At 66.4% G+C, this 13,701-nt stretch carries 15 protein-coding genes and 1 tRNA gene; 10 read left to right on the top strand and 6 right to left on the bottom strand.

The features are described 5' to 3' along the window. Positions 1–14: 14 nt before the first annotated feature. A complete protein-coding gene (locus NDI89_RS19115; protein WP_277523879.1) occupies positions 15–1,232 on the bottom strand; it encodes an outer membrane protein assembly factor BamB family protein in 1,218 nt (405 codons plus the stop codon). Between the two features lie 449 nt (positions 1,233–1,681). Further along, the gene (gene pspAB / locus NDI89_RS19120) at positions 1,682–2,287 is read right to left on the bottom strand and encodes a PspA-associated protein PspAB (protein ID WP_277523881.1); all 606 of its coding nucleotides are present in this window, start codon (positions 2,285–2,287) and stop codon (positions 1,682–1,684) included. A gap of 181 nt (positions 2,288–2,468) precedes the next feature. Between pspAB and NDI89_RS19125 the strand changes: the two genes are divergently transcribed. Next, on the top strand, positions 2,469–2,759 hold the full coding sequence (locus NDI89_RS19125) for an AbrB/MazE/SpoVT family DNA-binding domain-containing protein (RefSeq protein WP_277523883.1): 291 nt from the start codon (positions 2,469–2,471) through the stop codon (positions 2,757–2,759). Then, a complete protein-coding gene (locus tag NDI89_RS19130; RefSeq protein WP_277523885.1) occupies positions 2,756–3,199 on the top strand; it encodes a PIN domain-containing protein in 444 nt (147 codons plus the stop codon). Before NDI89_RS19125 ends, NDI89_RS19130 begins: the two co-directional genes overlap by 4 nt. Before the next feature lie 57 nt (positions 3,200–3,256). Here the strand turns inward: NDI89_RS19130 and htpX are convergent, their stop codons facing one another. Then, positions 3,257–4,144, bottom strand: a complete 888-nt coding sequence (gene htpX, locus NDI89_RS19135) for a zinc metalloprotease HtpX (RefSeq protein ID WP_277523887.1) — start codon at positions 4,142–4,144, stop codon at positions 3,257–3,259. A gap of 542 nt (positions 4,145–4,686) precedes the next feature. On the opposite strand from htpX, the gene NDI89_RS19140 reads away from it, so the two are divergent. From NDI89_RS19140 to NDI89_RS24080, 3 genes are all read left to right on the top strand, one after another. After that, on the top strand, positions 4,687–5,811 hold the full coding sequence (locus tag NDI89_RS19140) for a 60S ribosomal export protein NMD3 (RefSeq protein WP_277523889.1): 1,125 nt from the start codon (positions 4,687–4,689) through the stop codon (positions 5,809–5,811). Then, the gene (locus tag NDI89_RS19145; RefSeq protein WP_277523891.1) at positions 5,804–6,988 is read left to right on the top strand and encodes a class I SAM-dependent methyltransferase; all 1,185 of its coding nucleotides are present in this window, start codon (positions 5,804–5,806) and stop codon (positions 6,986–6,988) included. The genes NDI89_RS19140 and NDI89_RS19145 overlap by 8 nt, the downstream gene beginning before the upstream one ends. 76 nt (positions 6,989–7,064) lie before the next feature. Continuing rightward, on the top strand, positions 7,065–7,151 hold the full coding sequence (locus tag NDI89_RS24080; protein ID WP_226007924.1) for a surface glycoprotein: 87 nt from the start codon (positions 7,065–7,067) through the stop codon (positions 7,149–7,151). Between the two features lie 70 nt (positions 7,152–7,221). Here NDI89_RS24080 and NDI89_RS19150 read toward each other — a convergent pair whose 3' ends face one another. Beyond that, positions 7,222–9,087: a helicase C-terminal domain-containing protein gene (locus tag NDI89_RS19150; RefSeq protein WP_277524057.1), complete on the bottom strand. Its 1,866-nt coding sequence runs from the start codon at positions 9,085–9,087 to the stop codon at positions 7,222–7,224. A 201-nt stretch (positions 9,088–9,288) separates the two neighbouring features. Here NDI89_RS19150 and NDI89_RS19155 point away from each other — a divergent pair. Next, positions 9,289–9,377, top strand: a tRNA-Gly gene (locus NDI89_RS19155). Positions 9,378–9,537: 160 nt separating this feature from the next. On the opposite strand, the gene NDI89_RS19160 is transcribed toward NDI89_RS19155, so the two are convergent. Next, complete coding sequence (locus NDI89_RS19160) at positions 9,538–9,783, bottom strand: DUF7561 family protein (protein ID WP_277523893.1); 246 nt, start codon at positions 9,781–9,783, stop codon at positions 9,538–9,540. Positions 9,784–9,903: 120 nt separating this feature from the next. Here NDI89_RS19160 and NDI89_RS19165 point away from each other — a divergent pair, with 120 nt between their 5' ends. Together NDI89_RS19165 and NDI89_RS19170 are read left to right on the top strand one after the other, a co-directional pair. Then, complete coding sequence (locus tag NDI89_RS19165) at positions 9,904–10,908, top strand: YkgJ family cysteine cluster protein (protein WP_277523895.1); 1,005 nt, start codon at positions 9,904–9,906, stop codon at positions 10,906–10,908. 21 nt (positions 10,909–10,929) lie between these two features. Beyond that, a complete protein-coding gene (locus NDI89_RS19170) occupies positions 10,930–11,133 on the top strand; it encodes a DUF7530 family protein (RefSeq protein WP_425607767.1) in 204 nt (67 codons plus the stop codon). Here NDI89_RS19170 and NDI89_RS19175 read toward each other — a convergent pair. Continuing rightward, the gene (locus tag NDI89_RS19175) at positions 11,130–11,303 is read right to left on the bottom strand and encodes a DUF5786 family protein (RefSeq protein WP_277523900.1); all 174 of its coding nucleotides are present in this window, start codon (positions 11,301–11,303) and stop codon (positions 11,130–11,132) included. The two genes, NDI89_RS19170 and NDI89_RS19175, sit on opposite strands and share 4 nt — an antisense overlap. 180 nt (positions 11,304–11,483) lie before the next feature. On the opposite strand from NDI89_RS19175, the gene NDI89_RS19180 reads away from it, so the two are divergent. Further along, on the top strand, positions 11,484–12,491 hold the full coding sequence (locus tag NDI89_RS19180) for a DUF5784 family protein (protein WP_277523902.1): 1,008 nt from the start codon (positions 11,484–11,486) through the stop codon (positions 12,489–12,491). A 98-nt stretch (positions 12,492–12,589) separates the two neighbouring features. Continuing rightward, entirely contained in the window at positions 12,590–13,648 is a 1,059-nt protein-coding gene (locus tag NDI89_RS19185; protein WP_277523904.1) for a zinc-dependent alcohol dehydrogenase family protein, read from the top strand. Positions 13,649–13,701: the final 53 nt, after the last annotated feature.

Below are 13,701 nucleotides of genomic sequence, written 5' to 3' on the forward strand. Positions count from 1 at the left end.
TCGGTGGGACCGTCTCAGCGCAGCGGTACCTCGGCGTCCCACTCGAGACAGTAGAGTCGCCCGTCCTCGCTGCCGACGTACAGCCGTTCCGGGGCGAGCGCGGGCGTGCCGCTGATGGCGTCGTCGGCCCTGAACCGCCACAGCGGCTCGGGATCGGTGACATCGACGCCGTAGAGGGAGCCGGTCGCATCGCCGACGCAGAGGACGTCGCCGGCGACGACGGGACAGGATCGAACCGGCCCGTCGAGTTCGACCCCCTTGCGCGAGAACAGCCAGCCGCGCAGTTTGCGCCGGCCGACGGTCGTATCGGTGACGTGGACGTATCCATCTCCGGCTCCGATGAACGTCGTTTCGGCGTCCGCGAGCACGGTCGCGGACGTGGTGAACGCGTCGGCGATCTCGTAGGTGAACCACGAGTGACCGGCGTTCGCGTCGAGCGCGAGCATCGTCCCCCCGTCGTCGCCGATGTAGACGCGACCGTCGGCGATCGTCGGCCCGCTCGCGACCCCGCCGCCGACCGGTGCGGTCCAGATCTCCTCGCCCGACTCGGCCTCGAGCGCGAGCACTGCCCCGTCCGCGGTCCCGGCGAACACCCGTTCCTGATCGATTTCCCACCGCGGATCCGACTCCCGTTCCCGTCCCCGCTCGACCTCGACCATCATCGACGCCTCCATCGAATCGATCGGCTCGTCGTCTCGGTACTCGTCCAGCGCCGACCGGCGCTGTCCGCCCTCCCGGCCGTCCGCGATCGCCGGCGAGCCGACCGCCGCCGACTCGGTCTCGTGCGTCCACAGCGTCGTTCCCGTCTCGGCCTCGAGCGCGGACAGCCCGGCCGAATGCCCGGCGTAGAGCCGGCCGTCGGAGAGGGCGAGCGCGGACTCGAGCGACCCCGGTAGCTCGGTCTCCCACTCCGCGTCGCCGGTCCCGGGATCGAGCGCGTAGAGCGTGCCGTCAGCAGTCCCCAGATACAGCCGCTCGCGCGTGACCACCGGCGTCGAGTCGGTCGCCGCCGTCGTCTCGAACGTCCACCGACGCCGACCCGTCTCCCGCTCGAGGGCGTAGCAGTTGCCGCGGCTCGTGCCGACGTAGACGCTGTCCCGATCGAGTATCGGCGACCCGACCCGTCCACCGAGCTCGGCCGTCCACGCCTCGCTAACGCGGGCCGGCCCCTCGAGGTCGCGCCGGAGCCCCGAATTGTGCGAATCTCCCTTGTACTGGTTCCACTCGGTCACTGCGAAGGGCTACCGACCGAGCCGCTATAACAGTGGGTGACACCGGCGCGCGGTGGCGCGCGCTGTCGGTCGGCCGAGTGCTAGCGAGGCCGACCGACGACACTGTGCGAGGGATGAGCGAGGGAGCGAAGCGACTGAGCGAATCGGCTGGGGAGGGTGTGGCGATTCCGTGTTGCCAGCACGAGCAGTCGTTCGAGTCCATCGTCATGACTACTCGACAGCTATTCTCGAGCCGGCGGCTCGACACCGAGAGAACGGTAGCGGCAGAAAAAGGGGGGCAACTGGTGTATGGCGCAGTTGTGATGATGTGGCTTCCTGCCGCGTACTCCTGTCTACACGTGCTACCGCATTACCAGTGACTCCTACATGCTTTGGGAGTCAACCGAACGAGGAACCGAACACGGACCGCAAAGCGAGAGCCGCCACCTGCCCGCTCGCCAAGCACCCGCTCACTCCCAGGGATGCGTCCCGCGCTCGCTGGGCCAGAGGGGGTACCAGTACTCCTTCTCGCGCTCGATCTCGAGTTCGCCGTCCAGCGCCGACTCGAGGGTGAACTCCGCGCTCGAGTCGCGCTCCCGATCGTCGCGGGGGACGAACGGATAGAACCGTCCTCGTCGGAAGGAGTAGATCCAGTAGGCGGGTCCATCTCGGTTTTCGTACGCAAAGACGGCCGCCAGCAGCCGCGAGCCGTAGCCGTGCTCGATGAAGGTGTCCGCGGCGAAGTGCATGCTCGTGATCAGGTCCTCCGGGTCGTCGTCCTCGAGGATGACCCAGTGGTAGCCGTGATCGTCCGCGGTGACTGAAAAGCCGGTCCCCGTCTCCTCCTGTCCGGCCTCGAGGATCGCCTCGACCTCGTCGACGGCGTTCCGGAAGTCGCTCGAGTCGACGCCGGAGAAACAGAGCGCGCCGACGTCCAGCGAGTCGTAGCCCAGATCGGCCTCCATCGTGAGGTAGGCCGTGCTCATCCCGAAGAGGTCGTCGGGGTCGGCGTCGCGACCGGCGTCGGTCTCGGCGCGCGAGCCGAGGATGGCGCGGAGTCCGTCCAGCAGTCCCATACGGACAGCAACGAAGGCGACCCCTTAGAATCCACCTGTTGTGTGATCGAACGGTTCCGACGGCCGTCCAGGGCCGAATGGTTGTTTTGACAGCCGCTGGGCTACCCCACCATCACGTTCTACTGGCCGTATTAGTAGCACCGAGAATTTTTGTGCTACGAACCGCTATTGTAATACAAGGATGTCTAGTAATACCGATCGCGGGGAAATCATCCGCGTATCGAAGAAGGGGCAGGCGACGATTCCGAAGGAGCTACGCGAACGGTTCGGGATCGAAACGCCCGGAAAGGTGTACATCCGCGAAGAGGAGGGCAAGATCGTCGTCGAACCGCTTCCCACTGTCGAGGAGATGCGAGGGACTCACGCCGGCGAGTACGAGAGGGGAGCGGTGCTCGAGCACCTGCGAGAGCTGAAAGACGCGGACAAGCAACGTGAAGCGGAACGGGACAGCCGACTCGAGCGACACCGATGACGGAGTACGTGTTCGACGCGGAACCATTGATCGCGTTCCTGTACGACGAACCGGGAGCGGTCGACGTGAGTGACCGACTCAAAGAGATCGACGAGGGAGAGGCGACCGGGGCGCTCGCTCACGCCACTGCGACGGAACTCGTCTACAAAGTCGCGCGACTCGAGACGGGAGCCCCGAATCGAGCCACGCCGGGTGGAGACGAACTCGAGACCGGCGAGCGCGATCTCCGCGTGCTTCAGGGATACGGGCTGACGATCGAAACGCCGCCCTGGAGCACGGTCGCTCGTATCAAGGCGGCGGGCGGAATCGCGCTCGGTGATTCGTACGCGGCCGCGCTGGCAGCGGACAGGGACGCGACGCTGATCGTCGGGGCCGATCCCGAGTTCGGGGACCTGTCGGTGGACGTGACGCTCCACCGGATCCGGGACGAGCCAGCGTGATCACCGTCTGCGAACGGTTCGATTCGATCGAGATCGCCGTCTCGGCTCCGAAACCACTCAAAAGGTCTGCATTTCGCGCTCGAGGTCGCGGAGCTGTTCGACGCGCTTCTCCGTCGGCGGGTGCGTCGAGAAGAGCCGGCCGACGATGCCGGACTTGATCGGGATGATGAAGAAGGCGTTCATCTCCGCCTCCTCGCGCAGGTCGTCTTTCGGGACCTTGTCCATCTCGCCGGAGATCTTCAGCAGCGCCGAGGCGAGCGCGGAGGGGTTGCCGGTGATCGCGGCGGCCCCGCGGTCGGCCGCGTACTCGCGGTACCGAGAGAGCGCCCGAATGAGCAGGTAGCTGATGATCCAGACGATCAGCGAGACGAGGATGGCGACGACGATGCCGCCGCCCCCGCCGCCGCGACCGCGGCCGTGGCCGCCGCCAAAGAACGCCCCCCAGCGGACCATCATGAACGCGATCGTCGAGAGGAACGAGGCGATCGTCATCACCATCATGTCGCGGTTCTTCACGTGCGCGAGTTCGTGCGCGAGGACGCCGTCGAGTTCCTCCTGATCGAGCGAGTTCATCAGCCCCGTCGTCACGCAGACGGCCGCGTTCTTCTGGTTGCGCCCGGTCGCGAAGGCGTTGGGAACCTTCGAGTCGACGACCGCCACCTTCGGTTTCGGAAGGTCAGCCTGCTGGGAGAGGCGTTCGATCGAGGCGTGCAGTTGCGGATACTCGTCGGCCGAGACCGTCTTCGCGCCCATGCTCCGCAGGGTCAGCGTGTCGCTGAAGTAGTACTGAACGAGCGAGAACCCGCCGAACATGAGCCCGAAGAGCAACAGGCCACCGCCGACGTAGGCGGTGATCACTCCGGCGAAGACGATGTACAGCGCGAACAGCAGGAACATCGTCACGAACATCCGAAACCGCAATCCCCAGTCCGCCTGCCAGTTCATACCGTAACCGAGGGGCTCCGGAAAAATAAGTACATTGACGCTACGTTCGGAGACCGTTGCGCTAGTAGAAAACGACGGTGGAGGCTGATCGTCCTCGAGCCGGTTTACTCGGCTAGCCGAGCACGAGCACATCCGCGACCGCTACGACACGAGAGTCTACGAACTTGTCGATGATCCTCCAGAGAGCGATGAGCAGAACGAATAGAGATACCGCAACTGACATCGAAACTGTCACCCCGATATTACTTTTAGCGCCGTCTCCGATCAATCAAATACTATATCCATCGATTTTCTAACCCCTTCGTTTCGGATGGAGACCGCGTGACGTGGTCACGTCTGACGGCAGCTATTTGTGATATTGTCTGACATTCGTCTGACTAGTTCGCTCGAGGACCCCTCCGTTTCGCGTAGAAGGAACCAACCGTCACGAAACGGGACCGATCGTGAACCGGGAGAGTGACTCAACGGTCGACTCGAGCACATCCGCTCGACTCGAACAGTATAACAGGTCGCTTAACTCCCTGAAACCCCAAACGGGGGCAATGAGTGAGTCGCGTGCGTTCTGTCCCCGGTGCGGGGATGCGGTACCCGAGCGGTCGGCGAGCGACGCGAACGATCCGCTGCGGCCCGGTGCGGAGGTCGAACTCTGCGATTCGTGTTACTTCGAGGACTTCGACTTCGTGGACGCGCCGGACCGGATCGACGTTCGCGTCTGTTCGCGCTGCGGTGCGGTCTATCGGGGGAATCGATGGGTCGACGTCGGCGCGGAAGATTACACGGACATCGCAATCGAGGAGGTCAGCGAGGCGCTGGCCGTCCACGTCGACGTCGAGGACGTCGCCTGGCAGATCGACCCCGAGCAGGTCGATCAGAACACGATCCGGATGCACTGTTTCTTCACGGGCGTGGTGCGGGGGACGCCGGTCGAAGAGCAGGTGACGGTTCCGGTCAAGATCGCCCGCCAGACCTGTACCCGCTGCGGGCGGATAGCCGGCGACTACTACGCCAGCATCGTCCAGATCCGCGCCGAGGATCGAACCCCCACGACCGAAGAGACCGAACGCGCGAAGGAGATCGCGAACCAGATCGTCGAAGACATGGAGGCCACGGGCGACCGCAACGCCTTCGTCACCGAGGTCGGCGAGACCGACGACGGCCTGAACATCAAGGTCTCGACCAACAAGATCGGCAAGAAGATCTCGAACAAGATGCTCGAGGAGTTCGGCGGCACCGTCAACGACGCCGAAACCCTCGTCACGGAGGACGAGGACGGCAACGAGGTCTATCGGGTCACGTTCGCCGTTCGCCTGCCGCCGTACACGCCCGGCGACGTGATCGAGCTGGCCGACGACGACGGCGGTCCCGTCCTCGTCCGGAGCGCCCGCGGCAACCTCAAGGGCGTCCGCGTGACGACCGGCGAGCGCTACGAGGCGAGCTACGAGGAAGGCAATTCGCCGGACGCACGGAGACTCGGCGACCTCGAGGACGCGGTCGAGGCGACGGTCGTCACCGTCGAGGACGACAACGCCGTGCAGATACTCGACCCGGAGACCTTTCGGGCGAAGACCGTCTCCCGGCCGGACTACTTCGACCCCGAGGCCGAGACCGTGCCCGTGCTGAAGAGTCGCGCCGGATTGCACGTCCTCCCCGACGAGAGCGATGACTGAGGAAGACGCGGATACCGGCGATCGGTCAGCAGACGATGAATCCCGCGACCTCGAGGCCGCGGTCGACGACGTCCTCGAGCCGGCGACGGCGGACGCGCCCCTCGCCGTCATCGTCGACAAATCGCGCGCGGAGACGGCGATCGAGTCGCTGCGCGCCGAAGGGGTTTACGACGATTCGAGACGCGTCCGGGAAGACGGGCCGGAACGGGTCGCGCTCCCGATCACGGAGCCGCCGACCGAGACGGCGGTCCTCGAGATCGTCAAACAGCTCGATCCCGAGCCGCGGAGCCCGGACCTCGAGGGACTGCTGACCGAGCGGGGCTGGAGCGAGGCGGACCTCGAGTCGGCCCCCGGTTCGTGGGCGGTGATCGGATCGGTGATCCTCGTGACGGTCCCCGACGGCTGTCCCGACGAAGCGGAATTGGGCGAGGCCCTGCTCGAACTCCACGGCGAGGCCGACAGCGTGCTGGCCGACGAGGGGATCGCGAACGACGGCGCGGCCGGCACCTACCGCGAGCCCCGGACCCGGCTGATCGCCGGGGACGCCGACACGGAGACGATCCACACGGAGCACGGGACCCGGTACGGCCTCGATCCCGCGAACGTGATGTTCTCGCCCGGGAATCAGGCCGAACGCGCCCGGATGGGTGAACTGGACGTCGACGGCGAGCGCGTCTTCGACATGTTCGCCGGCATCGGCTACTTCACCCTGCCGATGGCCCGGGCCGGCGCGCGGGTGACGGCGACCGAAATCAATCCGACCGCATTTCGGTACCTGCTCGAGAACGCCGTCCTCAACGACGTCGACGACCGGGTCGACGCCTACATGACCGACTGCCGCGACCTCGCGGGCGACCTCGAGGTCGATCGAGTGGTCATGGGCTACTACGGGAGTGGTGACGGTACCGACACGGACTCGGACGGCGAGACGGACGACGGAACCCGAACCGACGAGGCACACGACTTCCTCGAGGACGCTCTCACCGCGCTCGTTCCCGGCGGCGTCGTTCACTACCACGAGGCGACCCCCGAATCGCGACTGTGGGAGCGGCCGCTCGAGCGCCTCGAGGCGGCCGCCGACGCGGCGGGACGCGACCTCGAGATACTCGAGAAACAGCGGGTAAAGAGCCACAGCGCGGGCGTCGCACACGTCGTCGTCGACACCCGGTTCGAGTGAGCGGGTCCGTTTCGAGACCGGTCGGACGGATCCGTTGTCGTGGGATTGATACTCGCGGAGCGATTTCACACGGAGTATGGAAACGAATCAGCTCATCGCCCTTCTCTTCGCATTGCTCATGGTGACCTCGATGGTCGCCTGGGGCGCGACGGCGATCTTCTGACGCGACGGTCACCCGGCGATTCGCCGGTCGGAAGCGAGACCGTATCGAGCGATCGCACCCGCCGCCCCTGTTACTCGTCCGTGTCCCAGACGTCCGCGAGCGGACTCGAGCGGGAGGACCGACCGGATCGACTCGACCGCGACGACGACCGGCCGTCGCTCCCGCCGCCGGAGTCCGTCCCGCTCGCTCGGTTCCGGCGCGACGACCCCGTTTCGGACCCGGCTTTCGTCCGTCCGGTCGAGCCGGACGCGGCGTCACCGAGCGCGGCCCGCGGCTCGAACGTCGGCAGATCCGGCCGAGACATGCGGTCGACCTGCGCCTCGAACCACTCGGGCATGTCCGTCCGAGCGCGATCGAAGCAGTCCACCAGACTCGAGTCCGCCAGATACGTCGCGCCGTAGTCGTCGGGGGCGCGGACGACGCGACCGCAGGCCTGAATGACGGTCCGGAGCGTCGTTCGGTAGTACCAGGCCCACTGACCCTCCTCGAGGCGGTGGGCGACCCGCGAGTCGCCGGTGTTGAGAAACGGCGCTTTGCAGATGACCTGCCAGCGACAGAGATCGCCCTTGAGGTCCAGCGCCTCCTCCATCTTCACCGAGAGGAAGACGTCGGGGTCGTCGCTGGCTTTCCACGCGTCGAGCGCCGCGTCGCGGCCGTCGCGGTCGTGGGTTCGGATCCGGTCGCCGACGCCGAAGTCGGTCAGGAGGTCGGCGAGTCGCTCCTGAATGTCGTAGGAGTGGGCGTGGATCAGTCCCTTCTCGTCGGGGTGGTGTTGCATGAGTCGGACGATCGTGCGGGCGATCTTCGGCGTCGTCTCGTCGCGCTCCTCGTAGGTCATCTTCCCCTGCGTGACGTCGTACAGCGGCCGGTTCTCGACGGGGAAGGTGTGGTCGACGTCCACCAGGGCGACGCTGTCGGGATCGAGCCCGACCTGCCGACAGAAGGCCTCCTTGTTGAGGATCGTCGCCGACAGCAGGGCGAACTTGTTGCCCCGGTCCCAGACGGTGTGCTGGAGGTACTTCTCGGGGTTCATCGGCTTGATCGTCAACGGACCGCCCTGCGGTTCGTCGCCGTCGTCGCTCCCGTCGGCGGCGTCTCGAGCGCGCTCGGACTGATCGACCAGCCACGTCGTCGGGCTCTGGGGGTCGCGGTAGTCCGAGACGAACCACTCGAGTTCGCCGATGAGCTCCTGGAGGCGGTCGCGTTCGCGCACGTCGGCGGGCGAGAGCGCGTCCTGTGCGAGCAGATCGTCCTTACGACGCGTGCAGGTCTGTGCGAGGCTGTCGGCGTAGCGGACGGCTCGTTCGACGTCGTCCACCTCGGGAATCCGAAGGTCGTCCCAGAAGGGGACGGTTCGCGGTCCCAGTTGAATGGTCGCGTACATCTCGGCCCACTCCGCGAGGCCGTGGGCCTCGTCGACGACCACGACGTCGCGTTTGCGGAAGACCTCGCTCCCGGCGGTCTGCATGAAGTAGGCCAGCGTCATCGCCGCGATTTCGCGGTTCGAGGCGATCGCACGGTCGGAAAAGTACGGACAGCGGTGTTTGACCGAACAGTCGTAGCCGCGCTCTCGCACACAGGGGGCCTGGTTGACCGGCGTCTCGCGCTCCTCCGGCAGGATGCAGGTGTAGTTCGACTTCCCGCGGATGACGTTGAGATCGGCCAGCAGGTCGTCGGCCGCGACGTCGTCCAGCTGGGAGACCTGCGGCGTCGTATAATACGCGCCCGTGGCGTCGCTCGGATCGCCCTCGTCGGCCCGTCTGGCGCAGCCGGCGACGGCGCGGGCCAGCAGGGACTTGCCGCTCCCCGTCGGCGCGCGAACGAGCACGACGTCGTTGTCGGCCGCGAAGGCGTCGCGAATGTCGCGGAGGGCCTGCTGTTGGGTCCCCCGGTAGCTCGGCGCGGGGAACTCCTCGAAGATCCGCTCGGGATTCACCGTTCGACTCACGGGGCGGCCGCGTCCTAAACCCTGCGGACCGTCGCGCCGACCGAAACGCGATCGACTCGAGCGAACCGAGACTCAGCACGGAAACCACCGTCTACCCGTCGGTATCGACTCCCTACGTGACGGCGAGCGCGCTCGGCGGGTCAGTAGTCGGTCGATTACAAAGACGAAATCCGCCGTCGAACGGAGTGCGGAAGGGTCGCTCAGCGGTAGAGCACCGCGGTGCCACCTGGTTCCGCGGCGGCATTTCGCCTCGTGGCGTTCGAATCCCACCCCTTCCGCTCGCGGTTGCGGTTGCTGTCGCGGTCGTTGCGAGAAGGAACCCGTCCGTGCTGACGACGGTGCAGTGTGCCGGTACCGCCGGTATCGCCTCCACTCCCCACATCTCCCATTTTTCGAACCGGCGACTGAGACGGAGCCGCCGGGACAGCGGAAATCCCGCTACAGCGGCCCCAATTGCGAGGTCTCGCCGTCGACCTGCTCGAGGCGCTCGATGTCCTCGGCCGTCGGATAGTCCGGAACCGCCTCGATACACGGGTAACACAGCAGGTGCGACGTCCCGTCCTCGAGCTCGAGCGTCATCGCCGTCCCGACCGTGCCGGCGTCGGTCCCGAACGACCAGAGGTTGGCGATCCCGCCGGAGACCGTGACCGTTCGACCGCAGCCGTCACAGGAGTCCTTGGACATACGGGAGGGTGGGGTCCCGACGGTCAAAGTCGTTCGCCCGCGCCGTCGCCCGCTCGGCGCGGCTGTCCGATGGCGAGAGCCCGCACAGCGGTTATACTGTTCAGTGACGTACCGCCGTACATGAAATTGGACTGCGAGGACTGTGCGGGGTGTTGCATGGACTGGCAGTCACTGCTCGAAGACGACGCGGAGTCGATCGCCGCTCGAGACGCCGACGGCGGAGCGGGTCGCGACGACGAGGACGGTCGCAACGCCGACCGACAGCGGGCCCGCGAGCCGTTCGGCGAGCGCGGGGACGAGCACGAGCCGTCCCGAGAGCCCCTCGACGACGACACCAACTTCGTCCCGTTGACCCGCGACGAGGTGCGGACGTTCCTCGAGGCGGGGATGGGTGCGGCCCTGCGACCGCGGTTCTGGCACGCCCGCACGGAGAGCGAGGGCGTCGACATCGACGGTCGAACCGTCGCTGCGGTCGCAGGACGGCCGGTCTTCTTCGTCGGCCCCCGGAAGCCGCCGAAACCGGTCGCGCCGTTCGGTCGCGAGGAGCCGACGTGGCTGCCGACCTGCGTCTTCCTCGACCCGACCACGCTGCAGTGTCGAATCCACGGCGGCGATCTCTATCCCGACGAGTGTCGCGCGTATCCGGAACACAACCTCGCGCTCGAGCAGGAGACCGAATGCGAACGCGTCGAGTCGGCGTTCGGCGGCGACCGCCTGCTCGATGCGGATCACGACGACCCCGGCGGTCTGCTGCTCGGCTCGCAGGCGATCGGCGCGAAGCTCTTCTGCCATCCGCGGCCGGACGACCTCGCGGGCGTGGTCGACCGGGCCGCAGCCGGCGCGCTCACGCGGCGGGACCGCGCCGAACTGATCGCGGTCGCAGCCGCCTCGAGTCCCGGAACGCCGGCGGTCTCCGATCACCACTACGAGCTGGCGAAAACGAAGGTGCTCGGGACGGACGACGGCGACTCGGCCGACCGCGAGTCGTGGGTCGGGCCGGCGATCCGCGACTGGTATCAGCGCTACCGGGAGCCCGATGGAGCGGTTCCCTCCCCGACCGTCGCCGACGCCGTCGAGACGGACCGGGGCGCACCCGAAACGCCGGGCTGGGACGCCCTCGAGTGACGGGGGACCGAGGACCCCGGACTGACGAGGACGTACCAGCGCATCGCCGCCATCGATATCGGCATCGCGGCAGTACAGCTCCCGTTGTCTCCGTTAGTCACTGGGCATCCGGTGTTATTCGTCGCGCTCGGCGGCCACGCCGTCGCAGTGCTCGTCGTTGCGACGCTCTCGATCGTGTTGCAAGAACGGCGATGGAAGAAGTCGATCCCCGTCGACCACCGCTAGTTCGACTTGATCTGCTCGAACTGGTCTAGCAGCTCCTCCGCAGACTCCCCCGAATCGTACTCGACTTCGCCGTGGTAAATCGTTCGCTCGTCGTCGAAGTCCGTGTCGACCGTCGAGGCTTGCTTTTCGCGACGCTCGTGCTCGTCCTCATCATAGGCACCCATTGACATGGTAGGTATGAACAAGGTAGGGCGCTTGCGACTATTAATGTAACGGTCCATCACACCACTGGCCACCGAGACGGGCACCCGGGTATCGGTGTGAGCGACCGAATGCACGGATCGAGCGGACGAATCCGCCTTCCGTCCGACAGCGAACGATATATGCACTCCCGTCTCATAGAGTGGATCGTGGCACGGCCGCTTCGCTTTCGTTACTCGCCCCAGTCCTGGAGCGACGGGCGAGTCCGACAGGATATTCTCCAGCCGCTGCAGTCCAATATCGGCGCAGAGGCAGTCTCGCCGTGGTTCAAGATCAGCGGCGACTGGCAGACACACCGCTTCGAGATGCAAAACGGCGACGTCGCCCTCTTCGCACGCGACGACTCGGAGGCCTACTGGATGGGCAACACCGAAACGCCCTCCGCACTGTGGAAAACCGACAAATTCGGGTGGCGAGAGGTTCCCCACCACGTCTCCCGGTGGGCCCAGCGCGAACTGACCGCGACGCTTCACGAGGAAGACCCCTGGCTCGCGGACTATCCCCACATCTCGTGGTTCTTCTTGCCGGTGTTCATGTCCAAGGACGGCCGTCACTCGACCCGCGCGTTCTTCCGGGAGCACGCCGCCGGGTTTCCCGACGCCGGGCGTCGAGAGACGACCGGTTTCTTCGAGGAGTTCCTCGAAACGGGCGTCCTCGACGAGTACCGACACGTCATGTCGGGCAAACTCGGCACCAGCGACCACGTCGATCGCGTTCGGATGAGCGCCGCGATGGCAGAGTTCATCGCCGCGAAGATCCTCACGGACGCGGGCTACGACGTCGTCCCGGAGATCGAGGTCACGACCGGCCACTCGCTGGACTTCCGGGCCGAAAGCGACGATACCAACGTCCTCGTCGAAGTCACCCGCCCGCAGCCGCCGGGGAACCGCGCCGCGTCCGGCCCCGTCGCCGCCGTCCGCGACACCGCCGAGACCAAGACCAACGGCCAGCTGGCCGAACACGGCGGCGGTGCCGTCCTCTTCGTCGACTGCTCGAGTTTCCGCGACGATTCGTGGTCCGCCGTCCGCGGCGAACGACCCGACGTCCGACACCGCCCCGCCGTCGTCTACCGCGTCCGACCGAACGGCCACGTCGAAGGCTATCAGAAGGGGTCGGTCCCGCTCGAGTTGAGCGACGCGATCGACGTTCTGCACTGAGCGGGGCGTCCGCTCCGACGAGGCCGTTCAGGTCGTCCACTGTCACAGACTGCAACAGACTGTGACCTATTTGTAGTGTGGTATAGTCAGGCAAACCCATGCGAGCAGCAGTCCTCGAGGAACACGGCGAACCGCTGTCGATCGAAGACGTCGATGCCCCGGAGCCGGCACCCGACGGCGCGGTCGTCGACGTCGAAGCCTGCGGCGTCTGCCGGAGCGACTGGCACGGCTGGCAGGGCGACTGGGGGTGGCTCGGCCTCGAGACGCAGCCGGGGCAGATCCTGGGCCACGAGCCCGCCGGTCACGTCGTGGCCGTCGGCGACGACGTCGAGGGCGTCGCGGAGGGCGATCACGTCGCGATCCCGTTCAACCTCGGCGACGGAACTTGTCCGCAGTGCCAGCGAGGCCACTCGAACACCTGCGAGAACGTGATGCCGCTGGGGTTCGTCGAGCAAGCGCAGGGCGCGTTCGCCGAGCAGGTCCACGTCCCGTCGGCCGGCCACAACCTCGTGAAGCTCCCCGACGGCGTCTCGTCCGTCGACATGGCCGGGCTCGGCTGTCGGTTCATGACGTCGTTCCACGCGCTTGCCCACCGCGCCGACGTCGGCGCGGGCGACTGGGTCGCCGTCCACGGCTGCGGCGGCGTGGGCCTCTCGGCGGTCCACATCGCCGACGCGCTGGGCGGCAACGTCGTCGCCGTCGACCTGAAAGACGAGAAGCTCGAGAAGGCCCGCGAGCTCGGGGCGGTCGAGACGGTCAACGCCGAAGCCGTCGACGACGTGCCCGGCGAGGTCAAATCGATCACGAACGGCGGAGCCGGCGTCGCGATGGACGCGCTGGGGATCGAAACGACCAGCCAGAACTCCGTCATGAGCCTCGGCACCCGCGGCCAGCACATTCAGGTCGGGCTGACGACCCAGGACGAACAGGGCATGGTCCACTTGCCGACGGACCTGATGGTCATGCAGGAGATCGAGTTCATCGGCTCGCTGGGCATGCCACCGACCCGCTACGACGAGATCTTCCGCATGGTCTCGACCGGCAAACTCCATCCGGAAAAAGTCGTCTCCGAAACGATCGGCCTCGAGGACGTCAGCGACAAACTCGAGGCGATGACCGACTTCGAGACGGTCGGCATTCCGGTGATCGAGAACTAAATTTTGCTCTGCGGGCCGCCTTCGGCGCCCCTCGGCAAAATTTAGTATAAAAG

This window comes from Natrinema salsiterrestre, from assembly GCF_029502005.1.
GTDB classification, from domain to species: Archaea; Halobacteriota; Halobacteria; order Halobacteriales; family Natrialbaceae; genus Natrinema; species Natrinema salsiterrestre.